Genomic DNA, 24,306 nt, shown 5'->3' on the forward strand with positions numbered 1-24,306 from the left:
GTTTCATGCGTCGCTTCTTTCTCGTTGTAGCCTTGCTCGTCGTATCCGGCATCGCCGCGGCCAAGCCGGTTGCCGATTCGGGCATGCCGCTCGTGCTCAAGCCGACCGCCGACCAGGCCGAAGCGGCGATGTGGGCGATGCGATTCCTCTCGCGCTTCCACTACAAGCCGGTTCCGCTCGATGACGCCATGTCGGAAAAGATCTTCGACGGCTTCCTCGACAGCCTCGATGGTGATCACCTGTTCTTCACGCAGGCCGACATCGACACGTTCGCCAGCGTGCGCGACAAGCTCGATGATGCCGTCTTCGAACGCGACCTTTCCGCACCATTCGCGATCTTCGCGCTTTACCAGCAGCGGGTCGCCGAGCGCCTGGATTTTTCGCGCACGCTGCTCTCGAAGCCGTTCGATTTCAGCAAGCAGGAAAGCTACGAATATGATCGCGAGAAGGCGCCCTGGGCCAAGAACAGCGCCGAACTCGACGACCTCTGGCGCAAACGCGTCAAGAACGACTGGCTGCGGCTGAAGCTGGCCAACAAGCCGGCCAAGGACATTCGCGAGACGCTCGACAAGCGCTATTCGAATTACCTCGATCGCGTGCGCCAGCTCAACAGCGAGGACGTGTTCCAGACGTTCATGAACGCCTATGCGACCGCGATCGAGCCGCATACCAACTACCTCAGCCCGCGTGCCTCGGAGAATTTCGACATCGCGATGCGCCTCTCGCTCGAGGGCATCGGTGCGGTTCTGCAGCGACTCGACGAATACACCGCCATTCGGGAAATCATTCCAGGCGGTCCGGCGGCCAAGTCCGGCAAGCTCAATCCCGGTGACCGCATCGTTGGCGTCGGACAGGGTGCCGATGGCCCGATCGTCGACGTGATCGGCTGGCGCCTCGATGACGTGGTCGACAAGATCCGCGGCGCCAAGGGCACCGTGGTTCGCCTCGAAGTCCTGCCCGATGCGGCCGGCCCCGATGGCAAGCACGAAATGCTCACGCTGACCCGCAACAAGGTCAGCGTCGAGGAGCAAGCCGCGAAGAAATCGGTGATCGACGTCAAGAACGGCGACAGCACGCGTCGCATCGGCGTGATCACCCTGCCGACCTTCTACCAGGACTTCGACGCGCGGCGCCGCGGTGACGAGGACTACAAGAGCGCCACCCGCGACGTCGAGCGCCTGCTCGGGGAGCTGAAGGATGAAAAGGTCGACGGCGTCGTCGTCGACTTGCGCAACAACGGTGGCGGCTCGCTCGACGAAGCCACCGACCTGACCGGCCTGTTCATCGACAAGGGGCCGGTCGTGCAGATTCGCGATGCCAGCGGTCGCGTCGAGGAAAAGAGCGACCGCCGCGCCGGTGCCGCCTGGACCGGTCCACTGGCAGTGCTCGTCAATCGCGCCTCGGCTTCGGCCTCCGAGATTTTCGCTGCGGCCATCCAGGACTACGGTCGGGGCGTAATCATCGGCGAACCAACGTTTGGCAAGGGGACCGTGCAGAACCTGCTCAACATGGACGACATGGCGCGCAACGAGAAGCCGACCTTCGGCGACCTCAAGATGACCGTGCAGCAGTTCTTCCGCATCAACGGCGGCTCGACGCAGCTGCGCGGTGTGACCCCGGAGATCAGCTTCCCGTTGACGGCAGCCAGCGACGAGTTCGGCGAATCGAGCTACGACAACGCGTTGCCGTGGACTTCGATCCAGAAGGCCGACTACCAGCCCGTCGCCGACCTGAAGCCGGTCATTCCGATGCTGATCGCGCGCCATGAGGCGCGTACCGCCAAGGATCCCGAGTGGAAGGGATTCGAGGAAGACATCGTCGAGGCCAAGCGCATTCGTGCCGAGAAGACAATTTCACTCAATGAGCAAGTGCGCATCAAGGAGCGCGACGAGCAGGAAGCCAAGCGCAAGTCCCGCGAGGCACTGGCCGGCGGCGCCTTCCCGAACCAGGATCCGGCTGCGAAGACTCGCGAGGAACTGCTCAAGGACACCGGCAAGGCGCCCCAGCTCAACACGGCCTCGGCTGGAGTCAATGCATCTGGCGACGACGACTCCGCTGCCGCAGTGACCCTCGAAGACGACGGCCTGCAAGCGGACGAGCGCAGCATCGCCAAGGACCTCGCGCGCGAGGAGCAACGCAAGGCGCGCCGCGACATCATCCTCAACGAGGCCGCCCAGGTGCTTTCCGACGAGATCGACCTGATCCGCAGCAACACCAAGCTGGCCGCGCAGATCCTGCCGCACGAGGCCGCTGCGAACGTGGATTGATCTGGGACGGGGATTCGAGATTGGGGATTCGAGATTCGCGGGGCCAGCCACGCGGCCGCCGCAGTTGTCGGGAATCTAAAGTCGCCCGCTACGGCGTCAACCAGACGGCCAACGGAATCCTGCTTTCGAATCCCGAATCCCGAATCTCCAATCCCGAATCCCTATCCGTAGCGCAGCCTGAGAAACTCCAGATAGGCCCGCAGTCCCTGCGCCTCGCCGCCGCGCGGTCGGCCGGGGCGTTCGGTGTCGTTCCATGAATAGACGTCCAGATGGCACCAGGCCGTCGACTCGGGGACGAAGCGCTCGAGGAACAGGGCCGCGATGATGGCGCCTGCGTGACGCGAGGATCCCGAATTGGCCAGGTCGGCCATGTAGGAATCGAGCATGGTGAGGTAGGGGCGCCAGAGTGGCATGCGCCAGAGGGGATCCTGGGTTTTCGTGCCGGCCGCGAGCAGGGCTTCGGCGATCTCGTCGCGATTGCAGAACAGGGCCGGCAGGTCGGCGCCCAGGGCGACGCGTGCGGCGCCGGTCAGGGTTGCGAAGTCGAGGATCAGGTCGGGTTTGAGTTCGCTGGCATAGGCCAGCGCATCGCACAACACGAGGCGGCCTTCGGCATCGGTGTTGTCGATCTCGACGCTGAGTCCGGCCCGGGTCCGGATCACTTCACCGGGTCGGAATGCATTGCCCGCAACGGCATTCTCGACGGCGGGAATGAGCAAGGTCAGGCGGATCGGCAGGCGCGCATCGAGCAGCAGACCGGCCAGGGCGATCGCATGGGCAGCGCCACCCATGTCCTTTTTCATCCAGCGCATGCCGTCCGCGGTCTTCAGATCGAGGCCGCCGGTGTCGAAACACACGCCCTTGCCGACCAGGACCACGTGCGGGGCGTCGTCAGCGCCATGTGAGAGCATGGCCAAGCGCGGCTGGCGATCATTGGCGGCGGCACGACCGACCGCATGGATGGTCGGGAAATTGTCTTCGAGCAGGGTGTCGCCGACCCATTCGCGATAGTTCGCAGCGTGCCGTTCGGCCAGCGCGCGGACCGCGGCGGCAAGCTCGGCCGGCCCCATGTCCTGGGTTGGCGCGTTGATCAGGTCGCGGGTCAGGTAGGCTGCTTCGGCCTGGCTGCCAATGCGTGCGCGGACGTCCTGATCGACGAGCAGTCGCGCTGCGGGCCGCGTCGGTTTCCGGTAGCGCGTATAGCGATAGGCGCCCAACGCCCAGCCGAGCGCGGCCTGCGCCGGTTCGAGGGCGATGCCGCGTGGATCGAGCCGGTAATCGCCTTCGGGCAGGCGCACCGGAAGCGAGGCCAGGGCGAACAGGCCGTCACGCCGGTTGCAGCCGGCCAGCATGATCGATTCTTCGCCATCGGCCAGGGTGACACCGAGGGTGCGACCGTTCTCGCCGCGGAATCCGTTCGCGACGCAGGCGCGCCGGACCGCATCGCCGAGCGATGCCACCGTGGCTTCGAATTCGCTGCTGTCGACGAGGACCAGGGGAATGGCGGAAACGGATTCGTCGGGACGGATCCAGGCGTCGATCGGAGTCGGGGTCATGGGTTCGGATTGTCCCGACTGGCCGTGTGCGCCGCAAGCCATTCGGACAGGGCGTTCAAATCGTTGACGACGAGATCCGGGGATGCCTCGTGGGTCCAGGCCGAGCCGTGCCGGTTCAGCCAGGCGCTGCGCATTCCGGCCTCGCGGGCGCCAACGACGTCGGCCAGCGGGTCGTCGCCGACGTGCAACACGTTTTCCGGAGCGACGCCGAGGCGTTCGCAGGCATGCAGGAAGATGCCCGGATCGGGCTTGGCCACGCCGATCTCGCCGGCGCTGACGCTGAACCGGAAATGCTCGTGCAGACCGATCAGGGCAAGGTCGGCGGTGCCATTGGAAATGCTGATCAGGGGCACCCGCGCGGCCATGGCGGCCAGGGCTGAAGTCGTGTCTGCATAGCACTCGACCTCGTTGCGCACGCGCACATAGACCTGATAGGTCCGTTCGACCCAGTCCTCGCCCATGTTGAACGGCTCGAAGACCCGGCGCAGGGTCAAGCGGCGCTGGGCACCGAAGTCGTGCGACAACTCGGGATGCTCTTCGGCGACCTGGTCACGCAGCCGGCGCAGGGATTCCACCGGCCAGGCCGCTGCGACTTCGGGGCAGTTCGCACGCAACCACACATCAACGCTCTGCTCTACGCGTTGAATGACAGGGCCGATCGGCCAGAGGGTATCGTCCAGATCCAGCGATATCGCGTGAATTTCCACGTCGGCCGCAGTCGCGTTCAATTGGAATTCGAGGGGGGACGTGCTTCCTCGGCGGCTTCGGACTGCTCTTGTTTTGCCCTGGAAAGGTTGCTGCGCGCCTTCTGCGTGCTTTCGGATCCGGGTGCAAAACTGATGCTGGATTCGAGCGTGGCGCGCGGCGCCGACATCGGTGGAGGTACTTCCCGCGCCCGTGGCATGGCGGCGACGTCAGCCGGCGTGACCTCGACGATGGCCGAGTCGATGAAGGCGAGGCGCGTGCCGTCCCGGCCATAGACATCGCCCGCTTCGGAATATGGCACGAGCTGGTGTCGACGCATGCTCTGAAGTGCGGTCGGCGAGTTGAGGAATACGACGAAATCATCGATCGCAGCGCGATTCGGCGCATCTTCCTTCTGCACCACATAGAGCGTGGTGAAGAGCGGATAGCTGCCGTCTGCAATGCTCTGGCTCGATGCACTGATGCCTTCAACGGAGAGCATTTTCAGGGACTTGTTGGCAAAGCTGCTGGAAAGTGTGGTCAGGCCGAGGCTGTTCGGATCAATGGCGATCGCCTCCTCGAGCTTTGCCGTGTTCAGGTAGAGGCGGGGCGCGGCGATGCGCTGATCGCCATGCCGGTAGAGCAGGCGACGAAAGCTGAACTCGACACCATCCAGTGGTGCTGCAATCGAATACAGGTTGATCGGTGCATCGGCGCCACCGAGGTCCTTCCAGTTGCTGATTCGACCCAGGTAGATCTGGCGCAGCTGCGCGAGCGTGATATTGCCCAGTGGATTCTTCGGGTGGGTGACCGGCACGATGGCGTCGAGGGCAATTGGCTGGAAAATGAGGCCGCGCTCGGCATCGCGCTCGTCATGCATGGCCCGCGCGCTGCCGGCGACATCGGCACTGCCGTCGATGACCGCATCGATTCCCGACACGGTGCTGAACGGCTGCACGGTCAGCACGCCCCCTTGTTCCTTGCGAAATGCATCGACGAGGTCGTTGGTGAAGCCACGTGCCGAGACGATGTCGCCGCGCCAGACGATGCGGTGCTGGCTCGCGGAGGGCGAATTCGAACGAGCGTGCGCGGCGGGACGCGTCGCGGCTGCGGTCGCTCCGGCCTTGGCGGGCGCGCTCGAGTCGGCCACTGCCGGCACGGAAAACAATGCCAGCAACAGGACTGCCGCGGTCAGGGCGCGCATTGGATCGGGAACTGGGAAACGCATAGGCGGGATCAATCTGGAGCGGCATCGGGTCGGGACAGGACTCTATCATGCGACTGGTGGGCGGGTCCGAGTGTGAGCCAATCGGCTTCCTGGCTGGGCCAGGAATACGATCTTCTGCCCGGCGGGTTTCCGGCAGGCCGCGTGGTTCTCGTACAATCGACCAGATTTCAAGGATTTTCCGAATGCCCGATCGCCTTCTGCTTCGTCTCGACCGTTCTGGAAGCCTCACCTGGCTGCGCCAGTCGGCGGACGGGCGCATGCTGTCCTCGAGCCAGAAAGGGGCACCCCCATCGGCGGTTCTTGGCACTGCCGGCGAACTGGTCGTCCTCGTTCCGGCCGAAGACGTATTGCTGATCCAGACCCGGATTACCGCACGTAGCGCCGCGCAATTGCAGCAGGCGGTGCCATTCGCGGTCGAGGATCAACTGCTCGGGCCGATCGAGGAGCAGCATTTTGCGATCCGCAGCGGCAATGACGGCATGGTCGGCGTCGCCGTTGTCAGCAAACGGCGCATGCGCGCGTGGCTCGACCAGTTGCAGGCATTCGGGATTCGTGCCGATGTCCTGATCCCGGAATCGATGGCGCTGCCGATTGGACCGGAAAGTGCCTGCGCGATCATCGACGAGGGGCATGCCACAGCACGCCTCGATCCATGGACGGCGATCAGCTGCGCCAGCGGCGAATTTCCGGCCTGGATCGCCCAGGCCCGGGCCGCCGGTATCGAGCGCGCGCTGGAAATCCACGATTTCGGCACCGCGCCACCTTTGCCGCTGGCCGGGCGGATCAGTGCCTACCACAGTGGTCAGCGTGATCCGCTGGCCTTTCTTGCGCGACATCTGCGCATGCCGCCGGTCAACCTGCTCGGCGGCGAATTCGCTTCGGGGCATCGCCAGGCACGCGGGGTACGCTGGTGGCGCAGGGCGGCCGTTCTTGCCGCGGCCATTCTCCTCACCGCATTCATCCAGCGCGGCATCGAGGTTGGCCAGATGGCACGCAGCGTCGAGCGCGTCGATGCGGCGATGTCGGCCAGCCTCACCGAGGCGTTTCCCGATCTCGGCGCGGCTGAGCGCACGCGGGCGCCAGCGAGCGTCATGCGCGATCGGCTCGAGCGGCTTCGCGGCGGCAACGAGGCCGGTGGCCTGTTGCGCCTGCTCGGACAGATCGCCCCGGTCCTCGGGCGCACCACGCGCACTCAGGTGCGCGGTCTGGAATTTCGCAACGGTATCCTCGAGGTCGGTCTGCGATCGCCGGATGTCGCCACCTTGGACAGCATGCGCGAGCAGTTCGCTGCGATTCCTGGCCTGACCGCGGAAGTGACCGCGTCAGTGCCAGTCGAGTCCGGGGTCGATGGCCGCATCCGCATTCGAGGGGAGGGCCCATGATCTCCGCCTGGTGGAACGGACTGTCCGAACGCGACCGGCGCGTGCTGCTGATCGGCGCCGTTGTCGTCGCCATCTTCCTGGTCTGGTCGTTCGTCTGGCACCCGCTGGCCATGCGCCGGGCGCTGCTCAGCGAGCAACTCGACGGTGCACGCCGTGATCTCGCCTCGATGCGTGTGGCCCAGGCCGAAGTGGAGCAGTTGCGCAATGCCGGCGTGCGGTCGCGCGCCGACCGCCAGGGCAAGTCGCTGCTGGCGCTGGCCGACGTCACGGCACGCGGTGCCGGACTCGATGGAGTGCTCAAGCGCCTGGAGCCGGTTGGCGCGCGCAGCGTGCGCGCCAGCTTCGAGTTCGCATCGTTCGACTCGCTGATCGCCTGGATGGAGGATCTGGCCCGTGACTACGGTGTGCAGATCAGCGATTTTTCCGCGGACCGGGTTGATGCGAGCGGGCTCGTGAATGCCCGCGTGACCCTCGAAGACATTCCCTGACCGGGCCTCGGCCCCGCATCCCGGCCAGCGTCGGGCCAATTACTGAACCCTGAAATCCAATGATGAAAATAGTCAAATGGTTGTTCGCCCTGCTCGCGCTGCTTGTCGTCATCATCGGTGTCGTCGCCTGGACGATGCCGGCGGATGTTGCCTATCGCTACCTGGCACCGAAGCTTGGCCCGGTCTCCCTCGTGGGTATTCGCGGCACGGTCTGGGACGGCCACGCCGATGGGGTCAGCGTATTCGGCCGTGATCTCGGGGAACTCGACTGGCGCATCGACAAGGCGCCATTGTTGACGCGCAGCGTGCACGCCGACCTGCGCATCCGTGGTGCCGATATCGACACTTCCGGGCTGGTCGAACGCGGTTCAGACGGGCGCCTGACGGCACGCGACGTTCGCTTCCGGGTTCCGGCATCCCTGTTTTCGCCCGCGCTCGACCTGCCCTCGCTGAAGCTGCTCGGAACGGTCACCGGGACCTTTGCCGAGGCCACCCTGTCCAACGGGATGTTGACCGACGCCCGGGGCGATGCGCGCTGGACCGATGCTGGTGTCACGGGCACGGCCGAGGCGCGCTTTTCCGACATCATCGCCGAATTCGCCTCACGGCCCGACGGCAGCATCGGTGGCACGGTGGCCGACGATGGCAAGGGCAACCTCGAGGTCAACGGCAGTTTCGGCATCTCCGCGACCGGATTCCAGGCCGAAGCATTCCTGTCCGCGCGCAACGACGACCCACGCGTGCAGGAAGCCTTGCGCTATATCGGTGAACTGCAGGCCGATGGCAGTTCGCATCTGCTGATCACCGGCCAGTTGTTCAAGCTGTTCTGATCGATGGCCACCGACGTCCGCTTTCTCGAGCACGCCCTGAGCGTCGCTCATGCCGCCGCCGACGCAGCCGAAGGCATCATCCGGGCGCGCTACCGGGCCAGTGATTTTTCGGTCGATGCCAAGGCTGACGCCACGCCGGTTACCGAGGCTGATCGCGAGGCCGAACTGGCGATCAAGCAGGTGCTCGGAACAGCGTTTCCCGAGCATGCCTTTTTCGGCGAGGAATTCGGACGCGAAGGCGACAGCGAATTCCTCTGGCTGATCGACCCGATCGATGGCACCAAGTCGTTCGTTCGCGGCTATCCGATGTTCTCGACCCAGATCGCGTTGATGCACGGCGGTCGCCTGGTGCTCGGCGTGTCGGCGGCGGGCGAGTATGGCGAACGGGCCTGGGCGATCCATGGCGGGGGCGCGTTCCTGCGTTCGTCCCTGCATGCGAATCGACCTCTTCGCGTTTCGGATACCGCCGATTTCGGACCCATGACGGCGATTTCCACCGGCAACCTCAAGTCGATGGCGCGACAACCCAGGCGCTGGGAGACGTTGGGTGCGCTGGTCGGCCGCGTCGGCAGGATCCGTGGCTATGGCGATTTCCTTCACTACCACCTGCTCGCCCAGGGCTCGATCGACCTGGTCATCGAATCCGATCTCAATATCCTCGATATCGCCGCGCTGGTCGTGATCGTGCGCGAAGCGGGCGGGGTCTTCACGACGCTGGAAGGGACTGATGTCGACCTCGATGCAGCGAGCGCGCTGGCGGGTCCGCCGGCCCTGCATCGGCAGGCGCTGGGCCTGTTCAATGCCTAGGCGCTACCCGAACCGCGGCCGCGACGGGTAGCGCGGGCGTCATGGCATTCAGAGGTCTTGCGACAGGTGCGAAGTGAAGGCGGGTCGTCCGGACCAGGCACCAGGTGGGTGGCCGGTCTTCTGAATCCCCCTTTTGATCACTGAAACCGGCCTTTTGGGAGAGGCCTGCGGGAGCGCATTCTCCTGGCCGTGCCGACTTGATCATTGACCAGTCTGCCGGTGTCGACGCGCAGCAATCTGCACGCAGTCGAGCGCCGTGGAGGTTGCGCCCGCGGTTCGTGGCGTCGCTGGCATGGATGGATGCGCGCGCGGCGAACCGGACGCCTGTCCGGGAAGCCTGTCCATCGGCAAATTTAATGTAGTTGCGAATCAATCGCATTTAGGTTTGAATACGGGCTTCCAGAGAAGCCTGTCATGCCAATCAATCCCACTCGCCCGGCGCCGCCCCGCTTGATCACCCGTCGAATCCTGTTCCGCGTGCACTGGGCGGCAGGCGTCGTGGCAGGCGTGATACTCGCGATCGTCGGCGCAACGGGAGCCATGATCGGCTTCGAAGCCGAACTGCTCAGCTGGCTCAACCCGGCCTACCAGACGCCGGCCCAAGGTCGACCGGCGCTATCGGCCGACGCCTGGATTGCGCACGCGGCAACGACCGCGCCCACGCTTCAGCCACGCAGCCTGAGTTGGGACGGTGACGATCGGCCCGTGCGCGTGCGCCTGTCCGCCGGGCGCGATCGCGGGATCGCCGTGGCGGTGAATCCCTACAGCGGCGAAATACTGGGTGCGGAGCGCGGCGCCGAGGCACTGGCCCTTGCCGAGGACCTGCATCGAAGGCTGGCCGCCGGCCCCGTCGGCAAGCAGCTGGTCGGCGCCAGCACGGCGTTGTTGGTCCTGATCATTGTCAGCGGCCTCTATCTGCGTTGGCCCGGCCGACCCGGTTCCGTGTCGGCCTGGCTGCAGCCGAATCTGCGCCTGCGCGGACGCGCCCTGCTCTGGAACCTGCACGCCGTCGTCGGCACCTGGGTCCTGGCCGCCTATCTGCTTGCCGCGCTGACCGGACTCTGGTGGTCCTATGACGGCTACCGCAACCTGATCAACGGTCTCGCCGGTGTCGAGGGGCCGATGCGCCGACCTGCCGAGAATGTGGACAGCGGCGGCGCAACACCTTCGGTGTCGCAGGCCTGGTCTGCGTTCCGTTCACTCGCGCCTGAGGCGACACGAGCCAATCTGCGTGTGCCCGGCGACAAGGATGCGACGGTGGAGATCCGCTATCAGGATTCGCGAAGCGCCCATGAACGGGCCTGGGACACACTTCGCATCGACCGGGAAACCGGCCTCGCCACTGAACGGCAGCTTCACCGCGACCAGCCGACAGGTCGCCGCTTCGTGGCCGCGCTGTTTCCGCTCCACTCCGGTAGCTGGTTCGGTGCGCCCGGACGCGTGTTGATGGCGCTGGCCTCACTGCTGATGCCGCTGTTCGCGCTCAGCGGACTCTGGCTCTGGTGGTTGCGACGACGTCGGGCCATTCAGCAGATGGCCGGCCGTCGCGTCCTCGTCAACGAGGCCGCTGCGAGGTCTGCCGGAACAACTAACTGAACGCCAAACCATTAACCACCGCATTCCAGAAACGTCGCCACCAGGAGATTCCCCATGTCGATTCGCGCCTGTGTCACCACGACCCGGTCCCGTCCCCGGATCCTCGCCGCCACCGCCCTCGGGACTGTGTTCGCATCCTCCGCTGCGGCAGCGCTCGCCGACGCCGTGCCGCCAGAGACGCCGGACATCGGGCAGGGCAGCGCACGCGAACTCGACAGTGTCGAAGTCAAGGGATATGCGGTCAGCGAGCCGACCTCGAGCAAGTTCACCGCACCGCTGCTGGACACGCCGCGCTCGGTCTCGGTACTGCCGGAGGCCCTGATCGACGACATCGGCACGACCGACCTCGTCGATGCATTGAGGCTGATTCCCGGCATCACCTTCGGCGCTGGCGAAGGCGGCAATCCGCAGGGGGATCGGCCCTACCTGCGGGGCTTCGACGCGCAGGGGTCGATCTTTGTCGATGGCGTGCGCGACGCTGGTGCGCAGTCGCGCGAAACCTTCGGTATCGAGCAGATCGAAGTGGTCAAGGGCCCCGATTCGATCTACAGCGGACGTTCCAACGGCGGCGGCAGCATCAATCTCGTGACCAAGGCGCCGATGGCAAGATCGTTCACCGATGTCGAGGTCGGCATCGGCAACGCCGGATACCGTCGCGCGACCCTCGACAGCAACGCCACCCTCGGCGACAACGCCGCGCTTCGCATCAATGTCCTCGGCCACGATGCCGGCGTGGCCGGACGCGATGCGGTCGACAGCCGGCGTTTCGGCTTCGCGCCGTCGCTGACCCTCGGTCTCGACAGCCCGACCTCGGCGACGATCAGCTTCTATCACCTCGATACCGACGAGACGCCGGAGGCGGGAATCCCGTACCGCTACGGCAGCAACGCCTTGCCGGCGGGTGTTCGCGTGGTGCGCCCGGACAATGGCGGCGACCGCGACAACTTCTACGGCCTGCTCGACCGCGACTTCCGGGAGACCGATGTCAACATCGGCACGGTGCAGCTGCGGCATGAATTCGCCGGCGGGACAACGCTGCGCAACACGACCCGCTACGGGCGTTCGCGCCAGGACTACATCGTCAGCCAGCCCGACGACAACCAGGGCAACGTGATCAATGGCGAAGTCTGGCGACGGGTGAATTCGCGCGCCGGCAACACGGTCAGCGCGATCAACCAGACCGATCTCTCCGGCACATTCGATACAGGCGGCGTGCGCAACGTCTTCAACCTCGGGCTTGAACTGGCCAGCGAAAAATCGGTGCGCGACAGCTATGTCGTACCTAACATCAACGCCGCTACCGCATGCGGCCTGCTCGACATCGGCGCGCCGTCCTACTACAACTGCACGAGCCTGGCCGATCCGGATCCGAACGATCCGTGGGTCCCGGGTACCTACGATGCCGCAACCGGCACCTTTACCCCGGCCAGTATCGAGCGTGCCAACGCTCCAGTGCGCACGACCGCTGACACGGCGGCGCTCTACCTGCTCGATACCGTGCACCTCAGCGATCAATGGCAGGTCAATGTCGGCTTGCGCATCGACCGCTTCTCGACCCGCGCGCCGATCACCTATTGCCCGGAGCTGCCGGGTGCCGTCTGCCCACGCGGCTATTCCGGACCGAAGATCACCGAGGATCACCGCAGCACCTCGACTGATCCGAGCGGCCAGGTCGGCCTGGTCTGGAAGCCGGTCGAGCAGGGCAGCGTGTATCTGTCGTATGCCACCTCGGCAACACCGCCCGGCAGCTTCGTGGGTGAAGGCCGCGAGTCCAACCCGGTCAGCATCACCGACCTCGATGCGGAGAAGACGCGCAACCTCGAACTGGGCCTGAAGTGGAACCTGTTCGGTGAGCGCGTGGCGGTCACTGCGGATCTGTTCCAGACCGAAAAGACCAATGCGCGTCAGCTCGATGCGGACGGCAGCTACCAGAACATCGGCAAGTCGAGAGTGCGCGGCGTGGAGTTGTCGGCGAGCGGGAAGCTGACCGAGATCTGGAGCGTCTTTGCCGGCTACGCCCATATGCAGGGCAGGCTGGTGGACAACGGCTTTGTCAATGGCGAGGCCGATCCGACCAATGGAACGCGCCTGGCCAATACGCCCGAGAACAGCTTCAGTGTCTGGAGCAGTGTCGAACTGGATCCGCGATGGACGCTCGCCGGTGGCGCCTTCTTCGTCGACGATGTCGTCGGCAGCTTCCGGGTCAATCCGTCCGATGGGATGCTGACCGAGTACGGGGTGCCGGCGTACTGGCGCTTCGATGCGATGGCACGCTGGCAAGCCACCGAGCGGCTCGCGCTGCGCCTGAATGTGCAGAACCTTGCCGACAAGACCTACTACACGAAGGCCTACCCGGTGCACTACGCGACCCCGGCTCCCGGACGGACTGTGCAATTGACGGCGAATTTCAGGTTCTGAGCCCGCCGGTCCCGGCTGGATGCCGGGCCCCGGACAGGCAATACGGAGGATTCCTCATGCTGGTCCATGTACCGGACGTACTCGACGCGGGCGAACTGGCGCAATGCCGCGAACGCCTGGCCGACGCGAATTGGCAGGATGGCCGCAGGACCGCCGGCTACCAGTCGGCGCAGGCCAAGAACAATGGCCAGCTTGACGAGGACGACCCGCTCGCGCGCGAACTGGGCGCACTCGTATGCGCCGCACTGACCCGCAACCCGACCGTGTTCGCGGCGGCGCTGCCGCGTTCGCTCTATCCGCCCCTGTTCAACCGCTACCAGGGTGGCCAGGCGTTCGGCCTGCATGTCGACAATGCGATCCGCTACGATCGCCGCCAGCAGCCGGCCGTTCCCCTGCGCACGGATCTTTCCGCGACCCTGTTCCTGAGCGAACCGGACGACTATGCCGGTGGCGAACTGGTCATCGAAGACACCTACGGCACCCACGAGGTCAAGCTGCCGGCAGGCCACCTGATTCTCTATCCGGGTTCGAGCCTGCACAGGGTCAGGCCGGTGACCCGCGGTGCGCGTATCGCCTCATTCCTGTGGATCCAGAGCCTGGTCCGCTCGGAATCCAGGCGGCGCCAGCTTTTCGAGCTCGATCTGGCCATCCAGCAACTCACGGCGCGCGTTCCGGGGGCGCCCGAACTGCTTGCGCTGACCGGCGTCTATCACAACCTGTTGCGCGAGTGGTCGGATGTCTGATCGCGGACCCGCAGGACCGGAGCGCTGGGATAGCTGGCGCCTGCTGTCGGAATGGCAGAAGGATCCGGCGGCGACGCTGTCGCGCCTGCGCCGCGCCGCGCAGGCCGGCGATGTACGCGCGCAGTTCCTTTTGGGTCAGGTCCATTGCGAAGGCCGCGGCGTTCCGATCGACGCAGCCGAGGGCCTGCACTGGTACCGGCTGGCGGCCCATGCCGGCGACGCGCTGGCCATGAACATGGTTGGCCGCTGCCACGAACTCGGCTGGGGTACGGCAGTAGACGAGACCCTGGCTGCGGCCTGGTATCGCAAGGCGGCCAGCCATGGTCTCGACTGGGGCCTGTACAACTACGCCAACCTGCTCGCAACCGGACGCGGAGTTGCGCCGGACCGCGGCGAAGCATGGCGCTTGTATCGCCAGGCGGCCGAGCAGGGACACGCCAAGTCGATGAACCTGGTCGGGCGCTATCTCGAGGAAGGCTGGGAAGTGCAGAGGGACCCTGCCGCGGCTTTCGACTGGTATCGGCGCTCGGCCGAAGCCGGCGATTTCCGCGGCCAGGCCAGCTATGCCCACGGGCTGGCCCGGCAAGGGCGTCTGGACGAAGCCGGTGCGTGGCTCGAGCGGGCCCTGGAGGCAGCCAGCCCTGCGTTCCTCGAGCACCTCGGTCGCGATCTGGCGGAATCGCCCCACGCCGAATTCCGCGCCATCGCGCACGAGGCCCGGCGACGCAGCCGCCGCCTTCGCAAAGGTTGCGCGGCGCCAGCCGGGAGCCCGGGTACGCCTTGATGGCGCCCGCAGCGCCGTCCGTCCGGCTGCGCTTGCACTGCAGGGGCACTGATCGCGACACTGCGGCCACCCCAGCCTGCCCGCAAGGCTCCGATCCCGGCATGAGTTCACCACGACAGTACCCGCGCGACCTGGTTGGTTACGGTCGCAATCCGCCCTTCGCCGACTGGCCTGGCGGCGCGCGCGTCGCCGTGCAGTTCGTGCTCAACCTCGAGGAGGGTGGCGAAAACTGCGTGCTGCATGGCGATGCCGGCAGCGAACAGTTCCTCTCGGAAATCATCGGCGCGGCTGCCTACCCGGCGCGACACATGAGCATGGAGTCGATCTACGAGTACGGCTCGCGAGTGGGGGCCTGGCGCATCCTCGGCGAGTTCGAGCAGCGCGGTCTGCCCCTGACCGTGTTCGGCGTGGCCATGGCCATGCAGCGCAACCCGGAACTGGTCCGCGCCTGTCTCGATCTCGGCCACGAGATCGCCTCGCATGGACTGCGCTGGATCCATTACCAGGACGTGGCCGAGTCCGTCGAGCGCGAGCACATCGCCGAGGCGGTCCGATTGCATGCCGCGCTGACCGGCACCGCGCCGCTCGGCTGGTATACCGGCCGTGACAGCCCCAATACGCGACGTCTGGTGGTCGAGCACGGCGGGTTCGAGTACGACTCGGACTACTACGGCGACGACCTGCCGTTCTGGACGCGGGTATCCCTGGCCGACGGCAGCGAACGCGATCACCTCGTCGTGCCCTACACGCTCGATGCCAACGACATGCGTTTCGCATCGCCGCAGGGATTCAATACCGCCGAGCACTTTTTCCACTACCTGCGCGACAGCTTCGACGTGCTCTACGCCGAGGGCGAACGTACGCCGAGGATGATGTCGATCGGCATGCATGCGCGCCTGCTAGGACGGCCCGGCCGCTTTGCCGGCCTGCAGCGATTTCTCGACCATGTCGCAGGTTTCGACCGGGTCTGGATCTGCCGGCGCATCGACATCGCCCGGCACTGGAAGCAGAGGCATCCGGCGTGATCACCCTCGACGCGCTCAACCGCTTGTCTCAGGACGAGTTTCGTGAGGCCCTCGTCGGCATCTTCGAGCACTCGCCGTGGGTGCCCGAACGCACCTGGCATGCGCGTCCGTTCGCCGATCTGGCGCAGCTCCACGGCTGCCTCTGCGATACCGTCGCCGCGGCCGATCAGAGCGAGCAGCAGGCCCTGATCGATGCGCATCCTCAGCTGGCCGGCAAGGCCGCCCTGCGCGGCGAAGTAACCGATGCCTCGCGCCGCGAACAATCCGGCGCCGGACTCGACCAGTGCAGTGCGGAGGAGTTCGCCCGCATCAATGCGCTCAATGACGCCTACCGGGCGAAATTCGGGTTTCCGTTCATCGTCGCCGTGCGCGGGCACTCGCGCGCCAGCATCATCACCGCGCTCGAAGTGCGCCTTGCGCGCACCCGCGAGGAAGAATTCGCCGAGGCGCTGTTCCAGATCGGGCGCATCGCGCTGTTCCGCCTGGCCGAGCGCGTCGATGTCGCCGACAATCGTCGCTGACAGCCGGCACCGCCCGTCGGCAAGCCAAGGACTAGAAAACATGGCAATGAACGCGAGTGACCCCGACGCACCGGACTTCGTGCGACGCCACGTCAACCTGGCCGATGCGCGACTCGGCGCCGCAGCGATCCGCTGCAGCGACGACTTCTTTGCCGCGATGGGCCGCATGCTCGATCCCCAGCCCGCCTGCTTCGTGCCTGGAAAGTACGACGACAACGGCAAATGGATGGACGGCTGGGAGAGTCGTCGTCGTCGTGGTCCCGGCCATGACTGGTGCATTGTCAGGCTGGCCCGCCGCGGCGTCGTTCATGGGGTGGATCTCGATACCAGCCATTTCACCGGCAATTTCCCGCCGGCCGCTTCGCTCGAGGGTTGCCAGTTCGACGGCGATGCGCCCGATGCCGGAGCCGATTGGTTTCCGCTGTTGCCGGCGGTCGATCTCGGCGGCAACCGGCATCACTACTTCGCCATCGAGTCGGCGCGACCCTGCAGCCATGTGCGCGTCAATCTGTTTCCGGACGGCGGGCTCGCCCGCCTGCGCGTGTATGCGACGCCGGCGTTCGAAGCGGCCATCGCCAACCCGGACGGGCTGATCGATCTGGCCGCTGCGCTGAACGGCGGCACGGCCGTGGCTGCCAACAACGAGCATTTCGGCAGGGCCTCCAACCTGCTGTTGCCCGGTCGCGGCATCGACATGGGCGACGGCTGGGAAACCCGGCGCCGGCGCGAGCCCGGCCACGACTGGTGCATCATCGCGCTGGCCCGTCCCGGTCATGTCGAGTCGATCGAAGTCGATACCGCCCACTTCAAGGGCAACTATCCCGACCGCTGCTCGATCCAGGCGACGCACGTGACCCAGGGATCGCACGCGTCCCTGGTCACGCAGTCGATGTTCTGGCCCGTGCTGCTCGCCGAGCAAGCCTTGCGGATGGATGCACAGCATCACTTTCGCGAAGAGATCGAGCCCCACCGAATCGTCAGCCACGTGCGCCTGAACATCCATCCGGATGGCGGCGTCTCGCGCCTGCGTCTGCTCGGCCGCCCGGGATGATCCGTCCTCTCGCGGTCGAGCCGCTGACGCGCGCGGCCTTCGCAGCCTATGGTGACCTCATCGAGGCTGATTCCGCGCGTGACCGGTACATGGTCAACGCCGGCACGGCGACCCGCTTCGATGACCTCGCCCATATCGATACCGCCAGCCACGGCGGCCACCCGCTGCTCAGCATTTTCCGTGCCGCGCCGCGCGCGTTGCCATTCGACGTGGTCATGCTCGAGAGCCATCCGCTCGGCAGCCAGGCCTTCGTTCCGCTCGATCCGGCACTCGCGTTCGTGGTCGTCGTCGCCGCCGATCCGGATGCCGCGCCACGCGCCTTCCTGGCCCGGCATGGACAAGGCGTCAACTATCATCGGGGGACCTGGCACCACCCGCTGATCGCGCTCGAGCGGGGCGGTGATTTCCTCGTCGTCGACCGAGGCGGTGAAGGGCACAATTGCGACGAAGTGACCCTCGATACGACCTGGCGGGTCGGGCACGCTCGCGTTTGAGCGTCAGGGCAGGCTCGGGGCCCGGCCCGCGTACCAGCGCGCAATCACGTCGCGTTCGGGCTCGGTGATTCCGGTCAGGTTGCCGGGTGGCATGATGCGCAGGCTCACGACCTGGCGATGGATCAGCGCCGCATGCCGCTCGACCTGCGCGGCCTCGTCGAAGCGGACTCCGTTCGGTGCACTGGCCATCAGGCTTGGGTGCGCCGAGTGGCAAGCCGCGCAGCGCTGCGCAAGGATCGGCAGCACCGCCGTGGTGGCCGGAACCGCGCTGACCGCGGGCGTCGCGGCGCCGGACGCCGTGAGCGGCGGGGCAAGCCAGGCGAACGTGGCCAGCAGCACGGCGAACCCTGCAGCGAGCAGACCCCAGGCGCGGCCCCCGCCGTGCCAGAGCACGAAAAACTGACGGATCAGGGCGCCAGCCAGCATGAACAGGGCCAGCACCAGCCAGCTCTGTGCATGCACGGTCGCCGCTGCGTAGTGGATGCTCAGCATCGCGAAGACGACGGGCAGGGTCAGGTAGGTGTTGTGCACCGATCGCTGGCGTCCGCGCAGGCCCGGCAGGGGATCGGGCGTTTTGCCGCGCGCCATCGCCGCGACCATGCGCTTCTGCCCCGGGATGATCACGAAGAAGACGTTTGCCGCCATGATCGTGCCAATCGCGGCACCGACCAGCAGGAATGCGGCGCGTCCGGCGAACAGGTGGGTGGCGGCGTAGCAGAGGCCGAGCACGAACCCGCCGACCGCGGTTCCGAGCAGGCGTTCGCGGAAGCCGGCCAGCCGGCACAGCAGGTCGTAGCCAAGCCACGCGAGCAACGGGAACGCCAGCGCCAGGAGGACCGCGGTAAGCTCCGACAGTGCGGCCACCGCCGGATCGATCAGATGGATGGATGGTGAAGCCAGGTAGGTCAGGCAGAACAGGGCAAAGCCCGAAAGCCAGGTCGTATACGCCTTCCATTTCGACCAGTGCAGGTCGGCCGGCATGTGCGCTGGCGCGACCCGATACTTCTGCTTGTGGTAGAAGCCGCCGCCGTGCACCGACCATAGTTCGCCGGCCACGGCGTCGTTTGTCTGAGCGGCCGGCTTCAGGGCGCGATCGAGCATGACGAAATAGAACGACTCGCCGATCCATGCGATCGCGGCGATCACGTGCAGCGCACGCAGGCTGATGCCCAGGCATTCGAGCAGGTAGGCGGTCATCGATGGGCTTTGCCGGCTGTCCGGTCCACGCGCATCGGCTCAGCTGCCCCGATAGCTGCTGTAGCCGTAGGGCGAGACCAGCAGCGGCACATGCAGATGCGCGCTGGCGTCGGCGATGCCGAAGCGCACGGTGACCACGTCGAGGAAGCGCGGTTCGGTCAGGGCGACACCGAGCGTGGCGAAATAGTCGCCGACATGGAAATCGAGTTCGTACAGGCCGACCTGCATGGCGCCTTCGGCGAGCAGCGGCGCATGGCTGCGACCATCGCCATCGGTCAGGCCGCGCATGAGCAGCTCGCGACGGTCCGCATGCAGGCGAAAGAGCTCGATTGCAATACCCGCGCCGGGCTTGCCGCGCATCGTATCGAGCACATGAGTGGTCAGTTTTCCCATCGGGGCCGGCAACCGGGCAGTGGCGATAACGGGATAGTGACGCGCGACCTGGCGTCTGTCACGCGTGCACGGCAGTCGCGCCCTGCGCTACATTCCGGTCATGCACAACGAAGTAGCATTCCGGCTCAATGGCGCCCGCGTCGCCTTGACCGACAGCCCGCCCACCGAGTCGCTGCTGCGCTGGCTCAAGCGGCGTGCCCTGACAGGCACCAAGGAAGGCTGCGCCGACGGGGATTGCGGGGCCTGCACGGTGGCCATGGTCGAAGCGGATGCCGACGGCCGGCGCCACTATCGGGCGGTCAACAGCTGCCTGCTGCCGCTCGGCGCGCTGAGCGGGCGCGAGATCGTCACGGTCGAGCATCTGGCCGACGGCACCGACCTGCATCCGGTCCAGCGCGCCCTCGTCGACGCTTCGGGTTCGCAATGCGGATACTGCACGCCGGGGTTCGTCATGAGCCTGTTTGCCGGCTACTACGCCGGCGAACTCGACGATGCGACGACCGAAGGCAACCTGTGCCGCTGCACCGGCTATGCGCCGATCCGCCGCGCGACCCACGCCCTGGCCGGCATGGAACCCGGTCGCGACCGCTTTGCCGACGTCTTGCAACGCGCGCCCGAGCAACGGCCGGCAACTCCGCTCGGGCGATATTTCCTGCCGACCGACATCGCCTCGGCTCTCGCCCTCAAGCGGAACCATGCCGGATCGCGCTGGATCGCCGGCGCAACCGACCTCGGGGTCGAACTCAGTCGCGGACGCGTCGATGCCACGGCCTGGATTGCGCTCGATCGCATCGAGGCGCTGCGAAGGATTGTCGTCGACGGGAATGAAGCCGTCATCGGTGCCGGGGCCAGCCTTGGCACGATCGAACGGACCCTGGCTGGAAGAATCCCTGCGCTCGACCAGATGCTGCGCTGGTTCGCCGCGCGCCAGGTGCGCAACCGGGCGACCTTGGGCGGCAATCTCGGCACGGCCTCGCCAATCGGCGACCTGTTGCCCGTCTTGCTCGCCCTCGATGCGCAGATCGATCTCGAAGGTCCGGGTGGCCGGCGCACGGTGGCCGCCGAGGCCTTCTTCACCGGCTACCGCGAGACCGTGCGCGAGGACGACGAACTGATCGTCGCCGTGCGGATTCCCGTGCAGGCGTGGCGATCGGCTGCGTACAAGGTGGCCAAGCGCCAGAGCGACGACATCAGCATCGTCACCGCCGTGTTCGCGCTCGGCCTCGATGAGGCGGGCCGGGTGTTGCATGCACGCCTGGCCTACGGCGGCGTTGCGGCGAAACCGATGCGCGCGCGCGCGGTCGAGGATTTCCTGCTGGGTCGCCGCCTCGACGAGACGACCCTGGCCCGGGCCGCCCGCCTCCTCGGCGAGGAATTCTCGCCGCTCAGCGACCAGCGTGCCGGTGCCGGCTACCGGCGCGCCCTTTGCGCCAATCTGTTCCTGCAGTTCGTCGCGGAGCATGGCTCGTGAAACCTTCGCCCGCAGGTCGGCACGAGAACGCGGTCGGCCATGTCACCGGGCGCGCTGTCTACACCGACGAGCAGCATCTGCCGCTCGGCATGCTCAGCGTGGCTCCGGTACAGGCGCCGCATGCGCATGCGCGCATCCTCGCCATCGATGCCGCAGCCGCACGCGCGATGCCGGGCGTGCGCGCCGTGCTCACGGCTGCCGATATTCCGGGCGAAAACGACAGCGGCCCGATCGTCCACGACGAGCCGCTGATCCCGCGCGATCGCGTCCAGTTCCATGGCCAGGCCGTGGCCTGGATCGTCGCCGTCGACGAAGCGTGCGCGGCCGCGGCCGCGGCCCAGGTCGAAGTACGTTATGAACCGCTCGAGGCCTGCCTCGATCTCGCCGACGCCATTCGCCGCGAGGCCTGGTTGCGGGCGCCGGCCGTGGTCAGCCGCGGCAACGCCGACAAGGCATTGGGTTCGGCGAAGCACCGGCTGCACGGCGAAGTCGAAATCGGCGGCCAGGACCACTTCTATCTGGAAACCCAGGCCAGTTGGGCGCAGATCGATGCCGAGGGCATCGTCCAGGTCACTTCCTCGACCCAGCACCCGACCGAGACCCAGATCATCGTGGCCCGGGTGCTCGGCCTGCCGGCCAATCGCGTGGTCTGCCGCAGCCTGCGCATGGGCGGCGGCTTCGGCGGCAAGGAAACCCAGGCCAACCCCTATGCCGCGCTCGCCGCGCTTGCTGCGCATGTGACCGGCTGCCCGGTGCGCATCAAGCTGCCGCGCAGCATCGATATGCAGATGACCGGCAAGCGGCATCCCTTCTTCGCGCGCTACGAGGTCGGCTTCGACGACGACGGCCTGCTCGAGGCGATCCGCGTGCATCTTTTCGCCGATGGTGGCTGGAGCACCGATCTGTCGCCGCCGGTGCTGATGCGTGCGATGGTCCATGTCGACAACGCGTATTTCTGTCCGCACGTGAGCATCGAGGGCCGGATCACGCAGACCAACCTGCCGTCGAACACCGCGTTTCGCGGTTTCGGCGGTCCGCAGGGCATGCTGGTCGGCGAGGAGATCCTCGATCGCGTTGCACGTCATCTCGGGCTGCCGCCCGAGCTCGTGCGCGAGCGCAACTTCTATCGCGATACGGCCGAGGGCGGCCGCAACCTCACGCCGTACGGGCAGACCATTCACGACTTCCCGATTCCGCGGTTGTGGCGCCGGCTCCTGCAAACCAGTGATTTCGAGGCCCGCCGCCGCGGGATCGCGGACTTCAACGCGACCCATGCGCATGCCCGGCGCGGCATCGCGATCACCCCGGTCAAGTTCGGTATTTCCTTCAACAAGACCGAATACAACCAGGCCGGCGCGCTCGTTCATATCTATACCGATGGCAGCGTCCAGCTCAATCACGGCGGCACCGAGATGGGCCAGGGCCTGCATTCGAAGATGCTCGCCGTGGCCAGCCGCACGCTAGGCATCGACGTCGCGCGCATCCAGATCATGGTGACCAGCACCGACAAGGTACCGAATACCTCGGCCACCGCGGCCAGCAGTGGCTCCGACCTCAACGGCCAGGCGGTCCGCGCGGCGTGTGAAACCCTGCTCGGCCGACTCGCGCCGGTCGCTGCCGGCCTGCTCGATTGCGCGGTGGAGGCGGTGGTGTTCGCCGACGACGCGGTGCATGCCAGCCATGCCCCTGCCGTGCGCCTGCGCTTTGCCGACGTCGTACAGGCAGCCTACAACGCGCGCATCAGCCTCTCCGCCACCGGTTACTACCGCACGCCGGGCCTGACCTGGGACGCGCAAGCGGGGCGCGGACAGCCGTTCTACTATTTCGCCTGCGGCGCCGCGGTCAGCGAGGTCGAGGTCTGCGCCTTCACCGGCGTGCACCGCGTGCGGCGCATCGATGTCCTGCACGATGTCGGTGATTCCCTGGTCGAGGCGATCGACCGCGGCCAGATCGAGGGCGGCTTTGTCCAGGGCATGGGTTGGCTGACCTGCGAGGAACTGCGCCGGGATGCGCAGGGGCGTCTGCTCACCGATGCGCCGAGTACCTACAAGATCCCGACCCTGGGCGAGGTGCCGGAGGACTTTCGCGTCGACCTGTACCGCAGCGAACGCAGGCCGACGGCACAGGTGATTTTCGGCAGCAAGGCGGTCGGCGAGCCGCCGCTGATGCTGGCGTTGAGTATCCGCGAAGCCCTGCGCGATGCGGTCGCCTCGTTCGGCAGCGCATCGCGGGTCGAACTCGCCTCGCCGGCAACGCCCGAAGCGATCTTCCGCGCAATCGCGGCCGTGCGCGATGTCGCCCCCGAGCCGCCGGGTTCGACCGGAGCCGTTTCGGCCTGATGGACGAGCGTCTGTTCGCCGCGCTCGCTAGCTGGCTGGAGCATCGAGCCGTGGTCCTGGCCAGCGTCGTCGCGGCGCAAGGAGCGACGCCGCGCCGGCGCGGTAGCCGCATGCTGGTGACGGCTGCATCGAGCCTCGGCAGCATCGGTGGAGGCCTGGCCGAAGCGCGCGTGCTCGATGCGGCGCGAGGCCTGCTCGAATCGACGTCGACGCAGGCCAGTATCGAGATCGACCTGGGTGGCGGTGCGCAGTCCGCCGGTGTCTGCGGTGGTCGCATGCGTATCGCGCTGCGGCGCTGGTCGACGCAAGACCTTGAACGCGCGCGGGCAATCCGCGACCTGCTGGCCGGTGGCGATCGCGTGGTGCTTGGCGCAGACGATCTGGGTGCGCCCGGTGTCGAGGACCTGGCGCGGCCTGATGTGCGCCTGCTGATCGTCGGCGCAGGCCACTGCGGCGCCGCCCTCTGCGAACTCGCGGCCCGGCTCGAATTCGATATCCACGTCTTCGATGCCCGTGGCGAGTGCCTCGAGCAGCCGGCGTTCGCCTCCGCGCACACGCATGCCGGCGACGTTGGCGTCCTCGGTTCCTTGCTCGAAGGCAGGCGCGACGTGCAGGCGGTCCTGCTCAATCGCGACTTCCATGCCGATGTCGCCGCGCTCGAGGTGCTTTGCGCCCGGCCTCCGCGCTTTCTTGGCATGCTCGGCAGCCGGCGGCGTATCGGTGAGGTTCGGAAGGCCTTGCCCGGATGCCGCGAGGTCCTGCGTGGACTGGTCGCGCCGGTGGGACTCGATATCGATGCCGAGACGCCGCACGAGATCGCGGTCAGCATCCTGGCCCAGCTGATCGCCGAGCGACGGCACTATTGAGGCCGGCAACGCATTCGCCGTCAACCAGACCCGCGCCCCTGTTCGGCAACGTCCTCTGCAAGAGAGGCTTACATGCCCGATGTTGTTGACACAGGTGAAGAACAGCATCGCGGCTGAAGCCGCTTCCTACAACGAAGCGGCAACGCGCGATCGGTGGTCGAAGCCC

General features: G+C 66.6%; 21 protein-coding genes. 16 read left to right on the top strand and 5 right to left on the bottom strand.

Annotation, left to right across the window (positions count from 1 at the left end; all coding sequences use genetic code 11):
- The first annotated feature begins 5 nt into the window (after nt 1-5).
- Nucleotides 6-2,267: a carboxy terminal-processing peptidase gene (locus BM125_RS17860; protein WP_092410556.1), complete on the top strand. Its 2,262-nt coding sequence runs from the start codon at nt 6-8 to the stop codon at nt 2,265-2,267.
- A gap of 161 nt (nt 2,268-2,428) precedes the next feature.
- Here BM125_RS17860 and BM125_RS17865 read toward each other — a convergent pair whose 3' ends face one another.
- The 3 genes from BM125_RS17865 to BM125_RS17875 are packed head-to-tail and all read right to left on the bottom strand — an operon-like array spanning nt 2,429 to nt 5,711.
- A complete protein-coding gene (locus BM125_RS17865) occupies nt 2,429-3,823 on the bottom strand; it encodes a leucyl aminopeptidase family protein (protein WP_245778977.1) in 1,395 nt (464 codons plus the stop codon).
- Nucleotides 3,820-4,551 carry an HAD family hydrolase gene (locus BM125_RS17870; RefSeq protein ID WP_245778978.1) on the bottom strand — a complete coding sequence of 244 codons (732 nt, stop codon included), beginning with the start codon at nt 4,549-4,551 and terminating at the stop codon, nt 3,820-3,822. The genes BM125_RS17865 and BM125_RS17870 overlap by 4 nt, the downstream gene beginning before the upstream one ends.
- On the bottom strand, nt 4,548-5,711 hold the full coding sequence (locus BM125_RS17875; RefSeq protein WP_175498181.1) for a PstS family phosphate ABC transporter substrate-binding protein: 1,164 nt from the start codon (nt 5,709-5,711) through the stop codon (nt 4,548-4,550). Before BM125_RS17875 ends, BM125_RS17870 begins: the two co-directional genes overlap by 4 nt.
- A 206-nt stretch (nt 5,712-5,917) precedes the next feature.
- On the opposite strand from BM125_RS17875, the gene gspL reads away from it, so the two are divergent.
- The 12 genes from gspL to BM125_RS17935 all read left to right on the top strand — a co-directional run bounded on the left by gspL (nt 5,918) and on the right by BM125_RS17935 (nt 17,874).
- Nucleotides 5,918-7,117: a type II secretion system protein GspL gene (gene gspL / locus BM125_RS17880; RefSeq protein ID WP_175498182.1), complete on the top strand. Its 1,200-nt coding sequence runs from the start codon at nt 5,918-5,920 to the stop codon at nt 7,115-7,117.
- Nucleotides 7,114-7,605: a type II secretion system protein GspM gene (gene gspM, locus BM125_RS17885; RefSeq protein ID WP_092410530.1), complete on the top strand. Its 492-nt coding sequence runs from the start codon at nt 7,114-7,116 to the stop codon at nt 7,603-7,605. Before gspL ends, gspM begins: the two co-directional genes overlap by 4 nt.
- Nucleotides 7,606-7,667: 62 nt before the next feature.
- The gene (locus BM125_RS17890) at nt 7,668-8,435 is read left to right on the top strand and encodes a type II secretion system protein N (RefSeq protein WP_175498183.1); all 768 of its coding nucleotides are present in this window, start codon (nt 7,668-7,670) and stop codon (nt 8,433-8,435) included.
- A gap of 3 nt (nt 8,436-8,438) precedes the next feature.
- Nucleotides 8,439-9,242 carry an inositol monophosphatase family protein gene (locus BM125_RS17895; RefSeq protein WP_217647913.1) on the top strand — a complete coding sequence of 268 codons (804 nt, stop codon included), beginning with the start codon at nt 8,439-8,441 and terminating at the stop codon, nt 9,240-9,242.
- A gap of 450 nt (nt 9,243-9,692) precedes the next feature.
- Nucleotides 9,693-10,838 (top strand): PepSY-associated TM helix domain-containing protein, encoded by a 1,146-nt coding sequence (locus BM125_RS17900; protein ID WP_175498184.1) that lies wholly within the window; start codon nt 9,693-9,695, stop codon nt 10,836-10,838.
- Between the two features lie 54 nt (nt 10,839-10,892).
- Entirely contained in the window at nt 10,893-13,256 is a 2,364-nt protein-coding gene (locus BM125_RS17905; RefSeq protein WP_092410536.1) for a TonB-dependent receptor, read from the top strand.
- 56 nt (nt 13,257-13,312) lie between these two features.
- On the top strand, nt 13,313-13,999 hold the full coding sequence (locus BM125_RS17910) for a Fe2+-dependent dioxygenase (RefSeq protein WP_092410538.1): 687 nt from the start codon (nt 13,313-13,315) through the stop codon (nt 13,997-13,999).
- Nucleotides 13,992-14,783 carry a tetratricopeptide repeat protein gene (locus BM125_RS17915; protein WP_092410540.1) on the top strand — a complete coding sequence of 264 codons (792 nt, stop codon included), beginning with the start codon at nt 13,992-13,994 and terminating at the stop codon, nt 14,781-14,783. Before BM125_RS17910 ends, BM125_RS17915 begins: the two co-directional genes overlap by 8 nt.
- A gap of 101 nt (nt 14,784-14,884) precedes the next feature.
- Nucleotides 14,885-15,808, top strand: a complete 924-nt coding sequence (gene puuE, locus BM125_RS17920) for an allantoinase PuuE (RefSeq protein WP_092410542.1) — start codon at nt 14,885-14,887, stop codon at nt 15,806-15,808.
- The gene (gene uraD / locus BM125_RS17925) at nt 15,808-16,329 is read left to right on the top strand and encodes a 2-oxo-4-hydroxy-4-carboxy-5-ureidoimidazoline decarboxylase (protein ID WP_217647918.1); all 522 of its coding nucleotides are present in this window, start codon (nt 15,808-15,810) and stop codon (nt 16,327-16,329) included. The genes puuE and uraD overlap by 1 nt, the downstream gene beginning before the upstream one ends.
- Nucleotides 16,330-16,375: 46 nt before the next feature.
- Nucleotides 16,376-17,380: an allantoicase gene (gene alc / locus BM125_RS17930; RefSeq protein ID WP_245778979.1), complete on the top strand. Its 1,005-nt coding sequence runs from the start codon at nt 16,376-16,378 to the stop codon at nt 17,378-17,380.
- Nucleotides 17,377-17,874, top strand: a complete 498-nt coding sequence (locus BM125_RS17935) for an ureidoglycolate lyase (RefSeq protein WP_217647914.1) — start codon at nt 17,377-17,379, stop codon at nt 17,872-17,874. The genes alc and BM125_RS17935 overlap by 4 nt, the downstream gene beginning before the upstream one ends.
- A gap of 3 nt (nt 17,875-17,877) precedes the next feature.
- Here the strand turns inward: BM125_RS17935 and BM125_RS17940 are convergent, their stop codons facing one another.
- Together BM125_RS17940 and uraH are read right to left on the bottom strand one after the other, a co-directional pair.
- Complete coding sequence (locus BM125_RS17940; protein WP_092410548.1) at nt 17,878-19,071, bottom strand: urate hydroxylase PuuD; 1,194 nt, start codon at nt 19,069-19,071, stop codon at nt 17,878-17,880.
- A 39-nt stretch (nt 19,072-19,110) separates the two neighbouring features.
- Complete coding sequence (gene uraH, locus BM125_RS17945) at nt 19,111-19,464, bottom strand: hydroxyisourate hydrolase (RefSeq protein WP_092410550.1); 354 nt, start codon at nt 19,462-19,464, stop codon at nt 19,111-19,113.
- A gap of 64 nt (nt 19,465-19,528) precedes the next feature.
- Here uraH and BM125_RS20485 point away from each other — a divergent pair, with 64 nt between their 5' ends.
- Genes BM125_RS20485 through BM125_RS17955 form a run of 3 tightly spaced genes read left to right on the top strand, consistent with a single transcriptional unit; the run spans nt 19,529 to nt 24,140 of the window.
- Nucleotides 19,529-20,935 (top strand): xanthine dehydrogenase small subunit, encoded by a 1,407-nt coding sequence (locus BM125_RS20485; protein WP_217647915.1) that lies wholly within the window; start codon nt 19,529-19,531, stop codon nt 20,933-20,935.
- On the top strand, nt 20,932-23,274 hold the full coding sequence (xdhB, locus tag BM125_RS20490; protein WP_217647916.1) for a xanthine dehydrogenase molybdopterin binding subunit: 2,343 nt from the start codon (nt 20,932-20,934) through the stop codon (nt 23,272-23,274). Before BM125_RS20485 ends, xdhB begins: the two co-directional genes overlap by 4 nt.
- On the top strand, nt 23,274-24,140 hold the full coding sequence (locus BM125_RS17955; protein WP_092410552.1) for an XdhC family protein: 867 nt from the start codon (nt 23,274-23,276) through the stop codon (nt 24,138-24,140). The genes xdhB and BM125_RS17955 overlap by 1 nt, the downstream gene beginning before the upstream one ends.
- Nucleotides 24,141-24,306: the final 166 nt, after the last annotated feature.

Source organism: Dokdonella immobilis, assembly GCF_900115085.1.
Classification (GTDB): Bacteria; Pseudomonadota; Gammaproteobacteria; order Xanthomonadales; family Rhodanobacteraceae; genus Dokdonella; species Dokdonella immobilis.